The following is a 17,723-nucleotide window of genomic DNA, read 5'->3' on the forward strand; positions in this document are numbered from 1 at the left end:
TGTTCCCGGGCCGTGCAAAGTGCGGCGAAGGCGGATTTCATTGAGCTTTTTTCGTTGGCACGGCGCTTGCTGACGTCACCTCCAGGACATTGGCCGCGGCATGCCGCATCGGTTGGAGTTTTTGCAATGTTGTTTGCCCTTGGTGCCGCATCGAGTGCGCTCGACGCGATCCAGTCGCTGACGAATTCGAAATCGTCCTCGTCGACCCAGAAGACGGGGTCTTCGAAAGGCGCGACCAATCCGTTCGCGATCGACAGCGGCAGCAACAGCACGACCAGAGGCGCGACCTCTTCGGTCAATTCGGGCAAATATCCGCAGATCTCGCCGGAGACGATGAACGCGTTGTTCGCCGCGCAGAGCCAGTCCTCTGACAGTACGAGCAGCACAGTCAGCTCGACCTCGTCGAACTCCACGTCCTCCACGTCGACGTCCTCGACGAGCCGTGACGCCGCGCTGAAGGACCTTTTTTCGCAGGTCGACGGAGACGGCGACGGCAAGATCACCAAATCCGAATTCGAGAATGCGCTGGGTGCCGGCGGCACCAACACGGCGCAGGCCGACGACGTGTTCTCCAAGCTGGATTCGAATTCCGACGGCAGCGTCAGCCTCGACGAGATGTCGAAGGCGCTGAAGAGCGGCCATCACGGCCACCATCACGCGCAAGGTGCGGGCGATGCGTCCGGCACCGGTTCGGATGCTTCCTCGCAGTCGAGCGGCGGCTCGACCTCGACCACGACAACCGGCGCCGACGGCTCGTCCACCACCACCGTCACCTATACCGACGGCTTCAAGATGTCGACAACGGTCCCGGGCGCCTCCAGCGCCTCCGGTAATTCGGCTTATGATCTGTTTGCGCAGTTGATGCAGCGGCAAGGCGGGCACGGGCAAGGCGCCTCAGCGGCTGCCGGCTCGTCCATGTCAATGAGCGTGTGAGCGAGAAGCTCTCTCTCTCCGCAAATTGCGTCGTCGTGCCCCGCGGAGACGGGGGCATCCAGTAGGCCGCGGCCTTTCGGTTCAATCATTTATCGTCTCTGGAATACTGGATCGCCCGGTCTCCGCCGGGCGATGACGTGTGATGTGTTGCCAGATGGGAGTGCTACTTACGGGCCGAAGCGATCCTTCCACGCCGGTAGTGCCCCCGCGAACGGCAGTGCTGTCGCATTGTAAATGCCACGTGCGATCGCGCGCGCGACCACGTTGGCGGCGACCGTGCCGAGTTCGGTGAGGCCGACCAACGGCTCGACCGGCTTCTCGCCAGTCGCGGCGGCAAACAGCACGTCGCCGTCGGTCGGGGCATGCACCGGATAGATCGCGCGGGCAAACCCGGTATGCGCGATCATCGCAAGCCGCTTGGCCTGTGCCTTGGTCAGCCTCGCGTCGGTGACGACGAGGCCGATCGTGGTGTTTTCGCGCGCGGTCGCGGCGAGCCCGCCCTTGATGCGCATCGCCAGCATGTCCCGTGTGAACGCGGACGGCAGGCCGCGCCCGCCGAACTCGCCGTTCTCCTCGAATGGCGCTGCCCAGAACCACGGCCCGTCGCCGACGGTGGCGCTGCCGACCGCGTTGACGACGATAATCGCGGCGACCTTGATGCCGTTGGCCAGGACCGCGGAAGCCGACCCCAGCCCGCCCTTGAAGGTCGCGGTGGTGGCACCCAGGCCGGCGCCGACGCTGCCCAGCGCGAAATCGTGGCTTGCGGCCAAGGCCGCGGCGTAACCGAGATCGCGATAGGGCGCGAAGCGCCCCCAGGCCTTGTCGCCACCATTGAGCAGGTCGAACACGATCGCACCCGGCACGAGCGGGATCACCGCGCCGCGGATATTAAGACCGCGACCCTGCTCGGCGAGCCAGGCCTGCACGCCGCCGCCGGTCTCGATCCCGAAGGCGGAGCCGCCGGACAACGCGATCGCATCGACCCGTTCTTGCGTGCTGGCAAGATCGAGCAGGGCATCCTCGCGGGTACCCGGTCCGCCGCCGCGGATGTCGATCGCCGCGACCGCCGGTTGGTCGAAGATGATCGCGGTCGCGCCCGAGGCGAGTTTCGCATCCTCGGCATGGCCGACGCGGACGCCGGCGATATCGGTGAGAAGGTTTTTCAAGACGGCTCCGCAGGCTGAAAGGCGATCGCTTCAGCGATATCGCAGGGATGGCGCAGGCTCAACCGGCGAGCGCGGTCCTGAGCATCTTGGCGAGCTCGGACTTGCGGTAGGGCTTTGCCAGCAGCAGCACGCCGGAATCGAGCCGGCCGTGGTGGACGATGGCGTTCTCGGTGTAGCCCGAAGTGAACAGCGTCTTGAGGTCGGGGCGCCGGCGCGCCGCCTCATCGGCGAGCTGGCGGCCGTTCATGTTGCCCGGCATGATGACGTCCGTGAACAGCAGGTCGATGTCCTTGTCGGAGTCGATGATGATGAGGGCCTCGGCCGCGTTGCCGGCCTCGAGGGCGGCATAACCGAGGCTCTTGATCTGGGTCACGACATATTGCCGCACCAGCGCGTCGTCCTCGACGATCAAGATCTTCTCGTCGCCACCGGTGACGGGCGCGTTCTGGAGCGCCTCGAACTCGGTCTCCTGCACGCCGCTCGAGCGCGGCAGGTAGATCTTCACGCTCGTGCCGTGGCCTTCCTCGCTGTAGATCTTGACGTGGCCGCCGGACTGCTTGACGAAGCCGAACACCATGCTGAGCCCGAGGCCGGTGCCCTTGCCGACCTCCTTGGTGGTGAAGAAGGGATCGAACACCCGGTCGATTAAGTCCGGCGGGATTCCGGAGCCGGTGTCGCTGACGGCGATCATCACGTAATTGCCGGCCAGCACGTCGGGATTCATGCTGGCATAACCGTCGTCGAGGAAGATGTTGCGGGTCTCCAGCACCAGCGTGCCGCCGTCGGGCATGGCATCGCGCGCGTTCAGCGCGAGATTGAGGATCGCGGTGGAAAGCTGACCCGGGTCGATCAGTGCCGGCCATGCATCCTCGGTGAGCTGCGGCAGGATGGTGATCTGCTCGCCGAGGGTGGGATGCAGGAGCTTTGCGGCCTCGAGCGTCAGGGCGTTGACGTCGATTTCGCGCGGCTGGAGCGGCTGCTTGCGGGCGAAGGCGAGCAGATGCTTGGTCAGTTGCGCGCCGCGTTCGGCGGCATCGTCGATCAGCTTGGTGATGGCGGCGAGTTCGGGACGGTCAGCGACCGCATCCGCCAAAATGCCGATCGTGCCGGTGATGACGGTCAGCACATTGTTGAAGTCGTGCGCGACACCGCCGGTCAATTGACCGATGGAATCCATCTTCTGTACGTGCCTGAACTGCGCCTCGGCCGCCTGCTTCTCGGTGAGGTCGCGGCCGATGAAGAAATGGCGCTTGACCGGATCGGACCAGGTGCCCATCCAATTCAGCGTGACCTCGTGACCGTCGTAGTGGTAGTAGCGCGCCTCGAAGCTGCGCTTGACGGCGCCGCGCCGCGCCGCGCGCATCTCGCTTCGTGTCCTGTCGAGATCGTCGGGATGGATGAACTCGGTTGCGCTGTGTCCGACCATGTCCTCCGGACCGAATCCGAGGATATCCTTCACGCTCGGGCTGACCTGGACGAAATTGCCAAAACCGTCGGTGACCAGGATGAGATCCTGCGAGGTCTCGAAGATGCGCTGCCGCTCCTCGATCTCGCGGCGCAGTTTCTCCCGTGACTGCTTCTCCTCCGTGATGTCGTGGGCGATCTTGCAGGCGCCGATGATCTCTCCGCCAGCTGTTTTGAGCGGAAAAATATTGAGCACGACGTCGAGCCGACGGCCGTCCTTTCGGATGCGGACCGTCTCGTGCTGGGCGATCGTTTCGTTGCCGCCGACCCGGTTCAGGATACCCCTGACCTCGGCCTTGCGGTCGTCCGGCACAATGATGTCGATCGGCTTGCCGATGGCCTCCGTGGCGGCATAGCCGAACAGATGTTCGGCGGCCTTGTTCCAGCCGGTGATGACACCGTCGAGCGTCTTCGTGATGATGGCGTCATTGGCGGATTCGACGACGGCGCCGTACAGGGCAAGGCGCTTGCCGTAGTAGTCGCGATCCAATGCCGACTGCTGGCGCAGCCTGCCGACCAGGCCCACCGTGTGGGCCTGGAGGCGGACATTTTCGATCAGAAGCACCGCAAGCACGAAGGTAGCTGCGCAGAGGCCGTAGAAGCGGCCGGCGTAGAAGCCGAGATCGAAGCGCGCGACGTTGACGATCGCCGACAGTGCGATGTCGAACAGCCAGGCGCACATCACGACCATGAGCCAGACGTCGATGATCGAATGCGGACGCCGGAACCACAGCGAGACCAGTGCGGCGAAGCTCAGGGACCAAACGAAGGACACCACGCCGATCATGAGCTGCGTGTAACGGCCGTCGCGCAGCAGGACCGGCAGCAGATCGTGCTGGGCAGTGACGATCCAGGTCAAGACGATCGTGACCGCAACGACGCCGAGCGCGCTGGCGCAGATCGCCTTGCTTGGCGAGCCTGATATCCTGGCGCCGCCGTCGGCCTCCTTCAGCCAGGCATAGGCCAGCACGCAGAGCGGGAAGCCGCCGTGCCAGATCATGTAGAGCCAGACCGCGGTCTGCTGATCGGCACGCAGCAACCCCGTCGGCGAGAAAAGTCCCGGGAAGGTGAGGGCGTGGCATGTGGCCGCCGCGGCGGTGAACAGATAGCCCGTCGCGAGCACGAGCAGTGCGCGGGTCCGGAGCACCGCAAACTGCGACAGCAGAAGGACCGCGGTGATGATGTCCGCGGCGGCGAGGGCGGATTGATAGCTCGCGACGAAGGCTGGCACAGGCAGCAGCGGGATACCTGCGAACGGTACGGCCAGCGCGAACAGGATCGAGGCGATGCCGACGATCGCCAATGCTGCGGTGCGGTCTGTCGCGGTGGCCGGCAAGGTCGACAGGAATGTGTTTCGCTCGGTCGTCGCGGACAGGTCCAGCTCTCGCAAATCGGTCTTGAGCATCTTCGCCAGTCTCATTTGGCCCAATGAAATTCCGTCCATGGTAGCTCGTTCTGGGCACGCATCATGACAAAACCCACCGCGACTCAACCGAAGGTTACAGCTTACTTAATCTTGTTGGGAACGCGCACTAGGGATCGGGTAAGATGCGCTTTACTGGACGGTGCCATAATACCCTCCCACTGCTATGGGTTCCAGGTTTGAATCAGGCATTTTGATTTCAGGATCCGGGAGTTGTTCCCTATGGCCCGCGTTCTCATCATCGACGACCAGAAGGACGTCCGTGCGATGGTCGCGATCGTGCTGCGCGTCAACCGTTACGAGGTCGTTGAGGCCGACAGCGGCGCGGCCGGAGTGAAAGCGTTCACCGAGGCCTCCTTCGACGCGGCCATCGTGGACATTTTCCTCGGTGACACCAGCGGCGTCGAGGTTATCTCGACTCTGCGCGAGCTTGCACCCAGCCTCCCGGTCATTGCCGTGTCGGGGATGACCGCGCTGGACTTCATGGAACAATCGCCCCACCTCGCCAACGTGGTCTGCCTGCAAAAGCCATTTCGGCCGAACGATCTTCTGCAAGCGCTGCGGAGGGCCCAGGCCGCGGCGGACGGCGAACTGCCCGCAGCCGTCTGACCTTGCCGCAGGAAGCAACGCCCCGGGGTAACCCGGGGCGCGACGATGATTGGAGGAGGCCTTCGGGCCCGGCAAGTGCGCTCAGGTGCCGTTGCCGCTGATCGCGGCGTAGCCGCCCTTGGCGTCCCATTTGTAGACGACGTAGTCGAGCTGCTTGATGTCGCCCTTGGCGTCATACTCGATCGGCCCGATCACGGTGTCCCACTTGCCGGCCTTGATAGCCGCCATGACCTTCTTGGCGTCGGTGGTGCCGGCCTTCTTGGCCGCCTGCGACCAGACTTGCATCGCCGCATAGGTGTAGAGCGTGTAGCCCTCGGGGTCGATGTTCTTGGCCTTGAAGGCGTCGACGATCTTCTTCGCGGTCGGCTTGTTGCGCGGATCGGGGCCGAAGGTGAACAGCGTGCCTTCGCCGGCGGGGCCGGTGATGGAGGCGTATTCCTTGTCGGCGAGCGCGTCGCCGGCCATCAGCACGGTCTTGAGGCCCTGGTCGCGCATCTGGCGAAGGATGAGGCCGCTCTCCTGGTGGTAGCCGCCGACATAGACGAGATCGATGTTGTCGCGCTTCAGCCGCGAGACGATCGCGTTGAAGTCCTTGTCGCCCTTGTTGTAGGACTCGTACATCTTCTCGGTAACGCCGGCCTTGTTCAGCGCCTTCTTGGTTTCATCCGCAAGACCCTTGCCGTAGGTGGTCTTGTCGTTGAGGATGGCGATGTTCTTGCCCTTGTAGTTCTTGGCGATGTACTGGGCGGCGACCAGGCCCTGCTGGTCGTCGCGGCCGCAGACGCGCGCCACGTTCCACAGTCCGCTATCGGTGAACTTCGGATTGGTGGAGGCGGGGGTGATCTGGAGCACGTTGCCGTCGGCATAGGCCTCCGAAGCCGGGATCGACGACGACGAGCAATAGTGCCCGGCGACGAACGGCATCTTGGCACTGGCGATCTTCTCGGCGACCGAGCGCGCCTGCTTGGGATCGCAGGCATCGTCCTCGACAGAGAGCGCGAGCTTCTTGCCGTTGACGCCGCCGGCGGCGTTGATATCAGCCACGGCCATCTCGGCGCCGTTCTTCATCTGGCGGCCGAAGGCGGACTCGCCGCCGGTCATCGGACCTGCGACTGCGATGTTGACATCCTGCGCGAACGCCGCGCTCGACAGCGCGATCGAAGCGCCGAATGCCAGACCGATGAGCTTCAGTGATTTCATGAGATACCTCGAGGGTGGTCGCCTGTGGACGTTGCCGGGCATGCCCGGTTCAAACCGGCGCCATTCTTGAATGAATCTTGGGAGAAGTCACCGGCAAAATACGGGCATTGGCGCAGATATCTCGCCACATTCAGCCGCACGCGGGTCCGCAGGCTTGGCTCTTGAGGGTTCGTTCTCGGGCGCCTCAGCCGTGCCGCCCGCCTTCCAGGTAGGCGGCGCGAATCTCGGGGCGCTGCAGCAACTCGGCGCCGGTCCCGGCCAGCGTGATCAGGCCGTTGACCATGACATAGCCGCGATGGGCGAGCTTGAGCGCATGGTTGGCGTTCTGCTCGACGATCAGCACGGTCAAGCCGTCCTGCCGGTTCAGAGTGCGGATCGCGTCGAAAATCTGGCGCGCGATCAGCGGCGCCAGCCCAAGCGAAGGCTCGTCGAGCAGCAGCAGGCGAGGACGGCTCATCAAGGCGCGGCCGATCGCCAGCATCTGTTGCTCGCCGCCGGATAGGGTTCCGCCGCGCTGGGCGTAGCGTTCCTTCAGCCGCGGAAACAGCGCGAACACGCGTTGGAGCGTCGCCTCGCGTTCGGCGTCGGTACATTCGGTCGCGTCCGCCCCCATCTGGAGGTTTTCCGCCACGCTCATGCGCGGGAAGATGCGGCGGCCTTCCGGCGATTGCGCGATGCGCAAATGCGCGATCTCGTGGGTGGGAACGCCGGTGATGTCGCGGCCTTCGTACAGGATCTGGCCGGCGCGGGCGCGCGGCTTGCCGAAGATCGTCATCATCAGCGTCGACTTGCCGGCTCCGTTGGCGCCGATCAGCGCCACGATCTCGCCGGCGTTGATCTCGACGTCGACGCCTTTCAGCGCCTCGATCTTGCCGTAGGCGGCGCGAAGGCTGCGGATCGCGAGCAGGGGAGCGGGGGCCGGCGTCACGACCCGCTCTCCATCACGGCCACGGCCTCTTCCTCATCGGTGCCGAGATAGGCGGCGATGACCTTGGGATCGTCCCGAACCTCGCGCGGGGAGCCTTCCGCGATCCTCACGCCATGGTCCATCACCACGATATGGTCGGAGATCTCCATCACGACCGACATGTCGTGCTCGATCAGCAGGATCGAGGTGCCGAGGTCGTTGCGGATCGAAAGCAACAGCTCGCTCAGGGCCGCGCTCTCGCGCGCGTTGAGGCCGGCGGCGGGTTCGTCGAGGCACAGAAGCGCGGGCTCGGTGCACATCGCGCGCGCGATCTCCAGCCGGCGCTGGTCGCCATAGGCGAGATTGCCAGCGGCGTCGTCGGCGCGATCCAGCAGATTGACTCGCTTGAGCCAGTCGGTGGCGAGATCGATCGCCTGCTTTTCGGCGTCGCGATAGACGGGGGCGCCGACAAGGCCCAGGAAGGTGAAGCCGGAGGCGCGCATCAGTACGTTGTGCTGCGCCACCATCAGGTTTTCCAGCGCCGTCATGCCGGGAAACAGGCGGATGTTCTGGAAGGTGCGGGCGACCTTGGCCTGCTTGGCGATACGGAAATCGTTCAGTCGCTCCAGCGCGATCACCTTGCCGTCGCCATGGGTGAGGCGAATGGCGCCGCCGCTCGGCTTGTAGAAGCCGGTGATGCAATTGAAGACTGTGGTCTTGCCGGCGCCGTTCGGCCCAATCAGCGCGGTGATCTTCTTCCGCTCGGCTGCAAACGACAGGTCCTGCACGGCGACGATGCCGCCGAAGCGCATGGTCAGCCGGTCGACGCTGAGAATCTCGTCGGCGCTCATCCGTGCCCTTCCTTGACGAGGTCGGAGGAGATCGCCTGCGCCTTGGTCAGATACACGGTCGGTGCGCGATGGCCGATCAGGCCGCGCGGCCGCCAGATCATGATCAGCACCATCGCCATGCCGAACACCAGCATGCGGTAATTCTCGAGGCCGCGGAACAGCTCGAAGCCGCCGATCATGGCGAGCGCGGCGAGTGCCACGCCAAGCTGCGAGCCCATGCCGCCGAGCACGACGATGGCGAGGACCAGCGCTGATTCCTGGAAAGTGAAAGACTCCGGACTGATGAAGCCCTGGCGGGTCGCGAAGAACGCGCCGGCAAAGCCGCCGAACATCGCACCGGTCGCGAATGCCGTGAGCTTGGTGGTCGTGGTGTTGATGCCGAGCGCGCGGCAGGCGACCTCGTCCTCGCGAAGCGCCTCCCAGGCACGGCCGATCGGCAGGCGGCGCAGCCGGATCGTCACCCAGTTGGTGAGGAGCGCAAGCGCCAGGATCAGATAGAACAGGAAGACGATACGGTGGGTCGGCGAATACTCGATGCCGAGTTTGGCGGCGAGCCCGTTGTCGCTGTTGTCGAGCGGGATGCCGAAGAAGGAGGGGCGAGGAATGCTGGAGACGCCGTTGGGGCCCCCGGTGAGGTCCTGCCAGTTGATGATGACCAGGCGGATGATCTCGCCGAAGGCAAGCGTCACAATGGCGAGGTAATCGCCGCGCAGGCGCAGTACGGGGAAGCCCAGCAGCACGCCCCAGAATGCGGCAAGGATGCCGGCAAGCGGCAGGCAGACCCAGAACGACCAGCCGAAATTGGTGGCGAGCAGCGCGTAGGAATAGGCGCCCACCGCATAGAAGGCGACGTAGCCGAGATCGAGCAGGCCGGCGAGGCCAACCACGACGTTCAGTCCCCAGCCCAGCATGACATAGGTGAGCACGAGGATTGCGAGGTCGAGGATGTAGCGCTGGTCATAGAAGATCACAGGCACCAGCAGCGTGAAGATCAGGAGCGCCGGTGCGAGATAGCGGCCGACGAACGACATGCCGCTTTGCAACGCAGGCGGCACCAGCTTCTCGGCGCCGGTCGGGCCGATCCATTGCCTGAGCAGCTCGATCACGATCGAGCCGCCGAACACGGCGGCGACGATAGATGCGAGGTCGCCGAATCGCGTCCAGTAGGTGAGCTGGCCGTCGGAACCCGCCTCGGTGCGGATGCCGATCATCAGCGAGAACAGCACCAGCGCGATCAACGCGTTGAAGCAGGCGGTCTTCAGGAGAGCGGGGATGCCCGATGGAGCTTTGGCCGTATTGATCGAGGGAGTTTTCACGCGCGCGACCGTCAGACTTTTTCGACTTCGGGGCGGCCGAGCAGGCCGGTCGGCATGAAGATCAGCACGACGATCAGGATCGAGAAGGCGGCGACGTCCTTGTACTCGACCGAGAAATAGGCCGACCAGAACGTCTCGATCAGCCCGATCGCGAGCCCCCCGAGCATCGCGCCCGGCAGCGAGCCGATGCCGCCGAGCACGGCAGCGGTGAACGCCTTGATGCCGGCGACGAAGCCCATGAAGAAATCGACCAGCCCGTAATAGAGCAGGTACATCAGGCCGGCCACCGCGGCGAGCGCAGCACCGATCACGAAGGTCATGGAGATGGTGCGGTCGACGTTGACGCCGAGCAGTGCCGCCATGGTCTGGTCCTGCTCGCAGGCGCGCATGTCGCGCCCAAGCCGGGTGCGCGACACCAGCCAGGTGAAGATCGCCAGCAGCACGATGGTGGTGACGACAACCATGATCTGGATGTTCGAGAGCTGGATCACGAAGCCGTCCGCGCTCTCATGCAGCGTATAGCCGCCGGTGATGAGCGGCGGGATCGGCTTGACGCGGGCGCCTTGCGCCACTTGCGAATAGTTGGTCAGCACGAAGGACATGCCGATCGCCGACAGCATCGGAGCGAGGCGGAAGGAGTGGCGCAGCGGTCGGTAGGCGATGCGCTCGATGGTCCAGCCGTAAAGTGCCGTGATCGCCATCGAGACCAGAAGCACGATCAGCAGGATCACTGGGATCGCGGTCAGGCCGGTCGAGATCAGGAGCAGAAAGGTGATGAGGGCGATGAACCCGCCGATCATGAAGATGTCGCCATGAGCGAAGTTGATCATGCCGACGATGCCGTAGACCATCGTGTAGCCTATCGCGATCAGGCCGTAGATGGAGCCGAGCACGAGGCCGTTGATGAGCTGCTGGGCGAAATAATCCATGGGCTGCCGTTACCAAACCTGACGAGGGCTCAAAGGGAGCTCTTTGAAGAGTTCTCGGGCCCCGGCAACCCCTGAGCATTCTCCTGGTTTTGTAACAGGAGGGAACTGGCGGCTGCAACTGGCCATGGCCTCGGCATAAAGGCTTGTACAGAACTGATTTCGTTACGGACGTCATGATCCGGTTCCGAAGGGCGCGAGGAACCGGGTTCCGCGGAGCAACCAAAATCGGGGCCGGCCGTTATCTCGCCTCGAACGTCCGACAAGGGAGTTTCCCGATATGACGAAGCAGCAGAACCAGAATCCCGGCCAGCAGGGCCAGAACCCCGGTCAGCAGCAGGGCGGCGGCCAGAAACCGGGCCAGCAGCAACAGAATCCGCAGCGCCAGGGTGACAAGCCGGGCCAGCAGCAGGGTGGTAAGTCCGGCCAGCACGGTCAGGACAACAAGTAGAGTTGAGAGCCAAGAACAATGGCATCGCAGAAGGCCCCGCCGCAAGGCGGGGCTTTTTTCGTGCGCCGCGCCGCCCGGCCGGGCAGTTAAGGTAAACAAAGGGTTTAAATTGCCGCCACAGTCTGATGCGAGTTAGCTCCCGGCAAAGCCTTCGATCGAAGGCGCGGGCCAAGCGAAACGGGAAGCGGCATGTTCGGAAATTGGCGGATCGGTTCGGTCAACGGCGTACTTCTGGCGGCCTATTTCATCCCGGCCTGGACCCTCGTTGCCTTCAACATCATGGTGGCGCCGGTGCACGGTCTCTATGAGCGGCCGAGCGTCGCAGTGGCTCTTTTCCTCAGCGACCATCTTCAGATGGCGGGAATGGACACCGTGCGCGCCGCCTGGCTGCTGGCGCTGGGCCGAGCGACCGTGGTGGCGTTCTTTGCGATCTACCTCGCGCTGCTCTGCGTTCCCCGCATCCGTAAGAACGGCGGCAGCGACGAGGCGCTCGGCATTGCGCTTGCGATCGGCAGCCTGATCTCGTTTGCCAGCATGATCATGGCTTCGAAGGTCGGCGAGATGGCCGCGCTGCGGCTGCACGCCACCGAGCTCCTGCTCTTGCTCGGTGCCGCCATCGTGATTGTGATCGAGCGGCCGGCAGCGGTCCCGCAGACCATCGAGGCTACTCCGCCGCTAGGTCTTGAGCAGGCCGAGCTCCTGCACAATCGCTGAGGCTTCCTTGACGGCGTGGTTCGTCGCCGGCACACCGCAATAGATCGCCTGCTGCAGCAGGATTTCCTTGATGTCGTCGGGCGTGAAGCCGCCCTCGGCGAGCGCCGCGCGCACATGCAGGCGGAATTCGTCCCATTGCCCGAGCGCGACCATGGTGCCGATCACCAGCACCCGCCGCGTGCGCTCGTCGAAATGCGGCCGCGTCCAGATCTCGCCCCAGGCATAGCGGGTGATCATGTCCTGGAAGTCGGTGTTGAACGCATTGCGGCCCGCGATCGACTTGTCGACCCAGGCATTGCCCAGCACTTTTCGGCGCACGTTCATGCCGGCATCGCGGCGTTTCTGGTCGTCCATATTCATCCTCCTCCCGTCATTGCGAGGAGCGAAGCGACGAAGCAATCCAGTCTGTCGCGGAAAGATTCTGGATTGCTTCGTTGCGCTCGCAATGACGGCTGTGACTAGCGTTGCGTCAAAAAGCCCACCACCGCGTCGGTGAATGCGTGCGGCTGCTCGACATTGGAAATGTGGGCGGCGTCGATGATGGTCATGCTCGCGCCGGGAATGTTCGAGCGGATCAATTCACCCGCCGAAATCGGCGTCGCCATGTCGTGGCGGCCGGCGATCACCAGCGTCGGGCTTTTGATCTTCGGCAGCAGCGCGCGCTGGTCGAGCGTCGACAGCGCCTCGCAGCAGGCGAGATAGCCTTCGACGGGAGTGGCGAGCAGCATCGACTTCATCCTGGCGGAGACGTCAGGTGCGCGCTCGCGGAAATCCTGGGTGAGCCAGCCGGCGATAACGGCATCAGCGACCGCCGCGATACCGCCTTTCTTCACGGCGTCGATGCGCTCGAGCCATTTGGTCGGCTCGGCGTAGTAGCAGGAGGTGTTGGCGAGGATCAGCTTGCCGAACCGCTCCGGCGCGTTGGCGCCCAGCCATTGCCCGACCATGCCGCCCATCGAGAGGCCGCACCAATGCACCTTCTCGATGTTGAGGTCGTCGAGGATCGCCAGGACGTCGCGGCCGAAGCGCTCCATCGTGTACGGGCCGGCCGGAACGTTGGACTTGCCGTGGCCGCGGCGGTCGTAGCGAATGACGCGGAATATCTGCGTCAGCGCCTTCATCTGCGGCTCCCACATCTGCAGCGTGCAGCCGAGCGAGTTGGAGAGCATCAAGGTCGGCCCGCCGTCGCGGCCCTCGACGGAGACGTTGATCAGGCAACCGTCGGCATCGATCATGGGCATGCGGGCGTCTCCGTCTTGTTTCCGCTCAGGGCTGCTCTATTCGCGCTCGAGGCTGTCGAGCAAGCGGTCGATCAGGGTTTGGGAAGCCCCTTGATAGGCCATCGGCTCGAACAATGCCGCAATTTTTTCCGGCGAAAGATGCGCGGTGACCTGCGAATCGGCCGACAGCACCTCGCGCAGATGCTTCCTCTCGGCAACCGCGCGCTTGCTCGCGGATTCGACGAGATGATGCGCATCGCTCTTGCCGATCGTCTCGGCCAGCGCAAAGGTGACCGCTTCCGCCATGATCAGGCCGTGCGTCGCTTCGAGATTGCTGCGCATGCGCGCTGCATCGACATCAAGGCCTTCGGCGATGTCGACGATCGCGGCCAGCGCGCCCGAGGTGACCAGCATCAGTTGCGGCAGCGTCGGCCATTCCGCATGCCAGGGCCCGGCGCTCCGCTCGTGGTCCTGCACTTGAGCTGCGAATATCGTCGCGGCGAGCTGCGGCGCCATGGTCGCGCAGCCCAGCGCGCTCGCGGCGGCGACCGGGTTGCGCTTGTGCGGCATGGTCGAGGAGCCGCCGCGGCCTTCCCCGGCGGGCTCGAACGCTTCGGCAACGTCGGTCTGCATCAGCAGCGAGACATCGCGCGCGATCTTGCCGCAGCTGCCGGCGAGAATCGCAAAGCTCGATGCCGCCTCCGCGATCCGGTCGCGATGCGTGTGCCAGGGCGCTTCCGGTAGCGGCAGGTTCAGCTCCTGCGCCAGCCGTTCGGCCACCACGAGCCCTTTGTCGCCGAGTGCTGCGAGCGTGCCGGCCGCTCCGCCGAATTGCAGCGCGAGGCCGTCGCGCGAGAGTCGCCGCAGGCGGCAGCGGGCGCGGGCAAGGCTTGCGGCGTATTCGGCGGCCTTCAGCCCGAACGGCATCGGCAGCGCGTGCTGGAGCCAGGTCCGCGCCACCATCGCGGTGTTGCGGTGCTTCCGTGCCAGCGCGGCAAAGCCCTTGATGGCGCGGCTGAGGTCGGCGTCCAGCGCAACGATGCCGGCGCGCAGCGTGAGCATGGTCGCGCTGTCGATGACGTCCTGGCTGGTCGCGCCCCAATGCACGTAGCGCGCGGCCTCCGCGTCGGCCTTGCCGACGTTGGAGGTCAGCGTCCTGACCAGAGGGATCGCGAGATTGCCGGATCGCGTCGCGGCCTCGGCCAGCACAGCCATGTCAAAGGCATCAGCCTTGCACGCGGCTTCGATAGGGCCCACCGCGGATGCGGGAATCACTCCCGTGGCCGCTTCGGCTCGGGCCAAGGCTGCCTCGAAATCGAGCATATTCTGAAGGGTCGCCCGGTCGTCGCAGACTGCACGCATGGCCGCGCTCGACAGCATCGGCGCGAGCAGGGGGGAGAGGGATGTGCTCATATTGTGCGGGACCTAATCACCATGCCTCGGCTCTGCCAATCCCCAACCATCGGGCGCAAGCTTTTTGCAGGTGCGAATATGCATTGCACGTGGCCGGGTGCCACCCTTTCCTTTGTGGCCTCCGTGCGTTACTTGAGCAGCATCATAGTGACGCATCCCGGGAGGCACCCCATGGCCATGACGATGAACGGCGAAGTCCAGCTTGCGGCGCCGCGCGAGGCCGTGTGGGAGAAGCTCAACAATCCCGAGGTGCTGAAGACCTGCATCCCCGGCTGCGAGGAGCTGGAGAAGACCGACGACGGCGGCTTTCGTGCGACCGCGAAAATGAAGGTCGGCCCGGTGTCGGCGCGCTTCAAAGGCAAGGTCACGCTGAGCGATCTCGACCCGCCGAACGGCTACAAGATCTCCGGCGAAGGCGAGGGCGGGGTGGCCGGCTTCGCCAAGGGCGGCGCCGTGGTCAAGCTTGCGGAGAAGGACGGCGGTACGCTTTTGTCGTACGAGGTCGAGGCGCAGATCGGCGGCAAGTTGGCGCAGCTGGGCCAGCGCCTGATCAACGGCGCCGCCAAGAAACTGGGCGACGAATTTTTCGCGAACTTCGCCAAGGCGGTACAGGGCTGAAGGCCGATACCTTAAGCATTGCGCCTTTCGGCATGGCGCCTTGCGTTCCCTGTGATGTTGCCCCGGGGCATAATGGCCCATATGATGGGTTGGAATAATTATAAGAACCGCTTCGACGGGACCCGTCGGGGCGCTGATAGAGAGTGCTTATGGCAAAAATCTCCCTCATCGTGAACGGCAATCCTGTAACGGCCAATGTCGATCCCCGTACCCTGCTGGTGCAGTTCCTGCGCGAAAATCTGCGCCTGACTGGCACCCATGTCGGCTGCGACACCTCGCAGTGCGGCGCCTGCGTCGTGCATCTCGACGGCAAGGCCGTGAAGTCCTGCACCACGTTGGCCGTGATGGCTGACGGCCACGAGGTCAAGACGATCGAGGGGCTGGCCGCCGACGGCGCGCCGCTGCATCCGATGCAGGAGGCCTTCCGCGAGCACCATGGCCTGCAGTGTGGCTTCTGCACGCCCGGCATGATCATGACCGCGATCGACCTCGTCCATCGCAAGGGCAACGAGCTCGACGATCACACCATCCGCGAGGAGCTGGAAGGCAATCTCTGCCGCTGCACCGGCTACCAGAACATCGTCACCTCGATCTCCGCCGGCGCCAAGGCGATGGCGAAATCCGACCTCGCGTAACCGCGCGCGCACTCTGCGATCAGGACATTCAGATGTACGATTTCAAATACCATCGCCCCGGGACCGTGCGGCAGGCCGCCAACCTCCTGGTGAAGAACGAGGACGCCAAGGTGATCGCCGGCGGTCACACGCTGATTCCGGTCATGAAGCAGCGCCTCGCCAGCCCGCCGCATCTGGTCGACCTCTCCCACATCGAGGGGCTCAACACGATCGAGATGAAGGGCCGCGCGCTCGTGATCGGCGCCACCGCCAGGCATGCCGAGGTCGCAAGCTCCGCGATCGTCGGTGAAGCCATCCCGGCGCTGGCCGATCTTGCCAGCCAGATCGGCGATCCGGCCGTGCGCCACAAGGGCACGCTCGGCGGCTCGCTCGCCAATAACGATCCGACCGCGGACTATCCGGCTGCGGTGCTGGCGCTCGGCGCCACCATCGTCACCAACAAGCGCCGCCTCAAGGCGGAAGAGTATTTCCAGGGCCTGTTCACGACCGCGCTCGAAGCCGACGAGATCATCACGAAGGTGATGTTCCCGCTGCCGAAGAAGGCGGCCTATATCAAGTTCCGCAACCAGGCCTCGCGCTATGCGCTGGTCGGCGTGTTCGTGGCGCGGCGTCCCTCCGACGTGCGGGTCGCGGTCACAGGCGCCGGTTCGGATGGCGTGTTCCGTGTCACCGCCTTCGAGGAAGCTCTGAAGAAGCGCTTCGCCGCGAAGGCGCTTGATGGCATCGAGGTGCCGGCGGACGGCCTCAACAGCGACATCCATGGCAGTGCCGAATACCGCGCGCACCTCATCGGAGTGCTGACGCGGCGTGCCCTCGACGCCGCCAACGCCAAGGAGTGAGTGATCCTCACGCCTCGGCCCAAACTTGTCCCCGGTGAGGGCGTAGCGAGACTGGCTTTTTCATGACTTCAATGGCCAATACGTCCGGTGCCTTGCCGGCATCGGTCGATGCGATGCTCGAACTCCTGACGTCGCGCGGCTATCTCTCCGAGCGATCGCTGGCCACGGTGACCTATCTGTCGCTGCGCATGGGCCGGCCGCTGTTTCTGGAAGGTGAGGCCGGCGTCGGCAAGACCGAGATTGCAAAAGTGCTGTCGGCGGCGTTGGGACGGAAGCTGATCCGCCTGCAATGCTACGAAGGCCTCGACGTCTCCTCGGCAGTCTACGAGTGGAACAGCGCCGCGCAGATGATCGCGATCCGGATGGCGGAAGCCGCCGGCGACACCGATCGCGATCAATTGTCGTCCGACATCTTCGCCGAGCGCTACATGATCAAGCGGCCGCTGCTTCAGGCGCTCGAGCCTGACGTCGCCGGGCCGCCGGTGCTGCTGATCGACGAGCTCGACCGCGCCGACGAGGCATTCGAAGCGTATCTGCTCGAAATCCTCAGCGACTTCCAGGTGACGATCCCCGAATTCGGCACGGTGAAGGCACCGAACCCTCCGATCGTCATCATCACCTCCAACCGCACCCGTGAGATTCACGACGCGCTGAAGCGGCGCTGTCTCTATCATTGGGTCGATTATCCCGACGCCGATCGCGAGCTCGCGATCGTCAAGTCGCGCGTGCCTGGCATCTCCGCAAAACTGTCGCAGCAGGTCGTGCGCTTCGTCCAGGTGCTGCGTAACCAGGATTTTTACAAATCCCCCGGCGTTGCCGAGACCATCGACTGGGCCACCGCTTTGTCCGAGCTCGACGCCCGCTCGCTGACCCCGCAAGTGGTCGGCGACACGCTGGGTGCGCTGCTCAAGTATCAGGACGACATCACGCGGATGCAGGGCGACAGCTTGCAGAAGGTGCTGAAGGAAGCGACGAGCGAGAATTGACGCCTCCGCGTCACGACTGAGCTCGTCATTCGGCGCGCCGCGACGGGATGAC

18 protein-coding genes are annotated in these 17,723 nt (G+C 64.5%); 8 read left to right on the forward strand and 10 right to left on the reverse strand.

Annotation, left to right across the window (positions count from 1 at the left end; genetic code table 11):
- Window positions 1-126 precede the first annotated feature (126 nt).
- Window positions 127-933, forward strand: coding sequence for an EF-hand domain-containing protein (locus IVB27_RS16605; protein WP_247444493.1), 807 nt, complete (start codon window positions 127-129; stop codon window positions 931-933).
- 167 nt (window positions 934-1,100) lie between these two features.
- Here the strand turns inward: IVB27_RS16605 and IVB27_RS16610 are convergent, their stop codons facing one another.
- Complete coding sequence (locus IVB27_RS16610) at window positions 1,101-2,099, reverse strand: P1 family peptidase (RefSeq protein ID WP_247444494.1); 999 nt, start codon at window positions 2,097-2,099, stop codon at window positions 1,101-1,103.
- Between the two features lie 58 nt (window positions 2,100-2,157).
- Window positions 2,158-4,968: a PAS domain S-box protein gene (locus IVB27_RS16615; RefSeq protein WP_247444495.1), complete on the reverse strand. Its 2,811-nt coding sequence runs from the start codon at window positions 4,966-4,968 to the stop codon at window positions 2,158-2,160.
- A 240-nt stretch (window positions 4,969-5,208) separates the two neighbouring features.
- Between IVB27_RS16615 and IVB27_RS16620 the strand changes: the two genes are divergently transcribed.
- On the forward strand, window positions 5,209-5,595 hold the full coding sequence (locus tag IVB27_RS16620; protein ID WP_247444496.1) for a response regulator: 387 nt from the start codon (window positions 5,209-5,211) through the stop codon (window positions 5,593-5,595).
- An 81-nt stretch (window positions 5,596-5,676) separates the two neighbouring features.
- Here the strand turns inward: IVB27_RS16620 and IVB27_RS16625 are convergent, their stop codons facing one another.
- From IVB27_RS16625 to IVB27_RS16645, 5 genes are all read right to left on the reverse strand, one after another.
- Window positions 5,677-6,795, reverse strand: coding sequence for a branched-chain amino acid ABC transporter substrate-binding protein (locus IVB27_RS16625; protein WP_247339034.1), 1,119 nt, complete (start codon window positions 6,793-6,795; stop codon window positions 5,677-5,679).
- A 184-nt stretch (window positions 6,796-6,979) separates the two neighbouring features.
- Window positions 6,980-7,723, reverse strand: coding sequence for an ABC transporter ATP-binding protein (locus tag IVB27_RS16630; protein ID WP_247444497.1), 744 nt, complete (start codon window positions 7,721-7,723; stop codon window positions 6,980-6,982).
- Window positions 7,720-8,553 (reverse strand): ABC transporter ATP-binding protein, encoded by an 834-nt coding sequence (locus IVB27_RS16635; RefSeq protein ID WP_247444498.1) that lies wholly within the window; start codon window positions 8,551-8,553, stop codon window positions 7,720-7,722. The genes IVB27_RS16630 and IVB27_RS16635 overlap by 4 nt, the downstream gene beginning before the upstream one ends.
- Complete coding sequence (locus IVB27_RS16640) at window positions 8,550-9,869, reverse strand: high-affinity branched-chain amino acid ABC transporter permease LivM (RefSeq protein WP_247339014.1); 1,320 nt, start codon at window positions 9,867-9,869, stop codon at window positions 8,550-8,552. The genes IVB27_RS16635 and IVB27_RS16640 overlap by 4 nt, the downstream gene beginning before the upstream one ends.
- Window positions 9,870-9,880: 11 nt before the next feature.
- Window positions 9,881-10,798, reverse strand: a complete 918-nt coding sequence (locus tag IVB27_RS16645) for an ABC transporter permease subunit (RefSeq protein WP_247339012.1) — start codon at window positions 10,796-10,798, stop codon at window positions 9,881-9,883.
- Window positions 10,799-11,075: 277 nt separating this feature from the next.
- Here IVB27_RS16645 and IVB27_RS16650 point away from each other — a divergent pair, with 277 nt between their 5' ends.
- A complete protein-coding gene (locus IVB27_RS16650) occupies window positions 11,076-11,246 on the forward strand; it encodes a hypothetical protein (protein WP_247444499.1) in 171 nt (56 codons plus the stop codon).
- A 189-nt stretch (window positions 11,247-11,435) separates the two neighbouring features.
- Complete coding sequence (locus IVB27_RS16655) at window positions 11,436-11,960, forward strand: hypothetical protein (RefSeq protein ID WP_247444500.1); 525 nt, start codon at window positions 11,436-11,438, stop codon at window positions 11,958-11,960.
- Here the strand turns inward: IVB27_RS16655 and IVB27_RS16660 are convergent.
- The 3 genes from IVB27_RS16660 to IVB27_RS16670 form a co-directional block, all read right to left on the reverse strand.
- A complete protein-coding gene (locus IVB27_RS16660) occupies window positions 11,922-12,314 on the reverse strand; it encodes a carboxymuconolactone decarboxylase family protein (protein WP_247444501.1) in 393 nt (130 codons plus the stop codon). The two genes, IVB27_RS16655 and IVB27_RS16660, sit on opposite strands and share 39 nt — an antisense overlap.
- 104 nt (window positions 12,315-12,418) lie before the next feature.
- Window positions 12,419-13,201, reverse strand: coding sequence for a 3-oxoadipate enol-lactonase (gene pcaD, locus IVB27_RS16665; RefSeq protein WP_247444502.1), 783 nt, complete (start codon window positions 13,199-13,201; stop codon window positions 12,419-12,421).
- 36 nt (window positions 13,202-13,237) lie between these two features.
- A complete protein-coding gene (locus IVB27_RS16670; protein WP_247444503.1) occupies window positions 13,238-14,593 on the reverse strand; it encodes a 3-carboxy-cis,cis-muconate cycloisomerase in 1,356 nt (451 codons plus the stop codon).
- Between the two features lie 171 nt (window positions 14,594-14,764).
- Between IVB27_RS16670 and IVB27_RS16675 the strand changes: the two genes are divergently transcribed.
- From IVB27_RS16675 to IVB27_RS16690, 4 genes are all read left to right on the forward strand, one after another.
- A complete protein-coding gene (locus IVB27_RS16675; protein ID WP_247338999.1) occupies window positions 14,765-15,211 on the forward strand; it encodes an SRPBCC family protein in 447 nt (148 codons plus the stop codon).
- A 149-nt stretch (window positions 15,212-15,360) separates the two neighbouring features.
- Window positions 15,361-15,846 (forward strand): (2Fe-2S)-binding protein, encoded by a 486-nt coding sequence (locus tag IVB27_RS16680; protein WP_247338997.1) that lies wholly within the window; start codon window positions 15,361-15,363, stop codon window positions 15,844-15,846.
- Between the two features lie 32 nt (window positions 15,847-15,878).
- Window positions 15,879-16,685, forward strand: a complete 807-nt coding sequence (locus tag IVB27_RS16685; protein ID WP_247338985.1) for an FAD binding domain-containing protein — start codon at window positions 15,879-15,881, stop codon at window positions 16,683-16,685.
- Window positions 16,686-16,747: 62 nt separating this feature from the next.
- Window positions 16,748-17,671, forward strand: coding sequence for an AAA family ATPase (locus IVB27_RS16690; protein WP_247444504.1), 924 nt, complete (start codon window positions 16,748-16,750; stop codon window positions 17,669-17,671).
- Window positions 17,672-17,723 lie beyond the last annotated feature (52 nt).

Origin of the sequence: Bradyrhizobium sp. 197, from assembly GCF_023073375.1 — a bacterium.
GTDB lineage: Bacteria > Pseudomonadota > Alphaproteobacteria > Rhizobiales > Xanthobacteraceae > Bradyrhizobium.

What these genes read in the sequence shown, in the direction of transcription:
- IVB27_RS16615 (WP_247444495.1), bottom strand. Translation starts at nt 4,968, where the DNA reads ATGCTCAAGACCGATTTGCGAGAGCTGGACCTGTCCGCGACGACCGAG.
- IVB27_RS16675 (WP_247338999.1), top strand. Translation starts at nt 14,765, where the DNA reads ATGGCCATGACGATGAACGGCGAAGTCCAGCTTGCGGCGCCGCGCGAG.
- IVB27_RS16655 (WP_247444500.1), top strand. Translation starts at nt 11,436, where the DNA reads ATGTTCGGAAATTGGCGGATCGGTTCGGTCAACGGCGTACTTCTGGCG.
- pcaD (WP_247444502.1), bottom strand. Translation starts at nt 13,201, where the DNA reads ATGCCCATGATCGATGCCGACGGTTGCCTGATCAACGTCTCCGTCGAG.
- IVB27_RS16620 (WP_247444496.1), top strand. Translation starts at nt 5,209, where the DNA reads ATGGCCCGCGTTCTCATCATCGACGACCAGAAGGACGTCCGTGCGATG.
- IVB27_RS16650 (WP_247444499.1), top strand. Translation starts at nt 11,076, where the DNA reads ATGACGAAGCAGCAGAACCAGAATCCCGGCCAGCAGGGCCAGAACCCC.
- IVB27_RS16660 (WP_247444501.1), bottom strand. Translation starts at nt 12,314, where the DNA reads ATGGACGACCAGAAACGCCGCGATGCCGGCATGAACGTGCGCCGAAAA.
- IVB27_RS16680 (WP_247338997.1), top strand. Translation starts at nt 15,361, where the DNA reads ATGGCAAAAATCTCCCTCATCGTGAACGGCAATCCTGTAACGGCCAAT.
- IVB27_RS16605 (WP_247444493.1), top strand. Translation starts at nt 127, where the DNA reads ATGTTGTTTGCCCTTGGTGCCGCATCGAGTGCGCTCGACGCGATCCAG.
- IVB27_RS16645 (WP_247339012.1), bottom strand. Translation starts at nt 10,798, where the DNA reads ATGGATTATTTCGCCCAGCAGCTCATCAACGGCCTCGTGCTCGGCTCC.
- IVB27_RS16685 (WP_247338985.1), top strand. Translation starts at nt 15,879, where the DNA reads ATGTACGATTTCAAATACCATCGCCCCGGGACCGTGCGGCAGGCCGCC.
- IVB27_RS16635 (WP_247444498.1), bottom strand. Translation starts at nt 8,553, where the DNA reads ATGAGCGCCGACGAGATTCTCAGCGTCGACCGGCTGACCATGCGCTTC.
- IVB27_RS16690 (WP_247444504.1), top strand. Translation starts at nt 16,748, where the DNA reads ATGACTTCAATGGCCAATACGTCCGGTGCCTTGCCGGCATCGGTCGAT.
- IVB27_RS16670 (WP_247444503.1), bottom strand. Translation starts at nt 14,593, where the DNA reads ATGAGCACATCCCTCTCCCCCCTGCTCGCGCCGATGCTGTCGAGCGCG.
- IVB27_RS16625 (WP_247339034.1), bottom strand. Translation starts at nt 6,795, where the DNA reads ATGAAATCACTGAAGCTCATCGGTCTGGCATTCGGCGCTTCGATCGCG.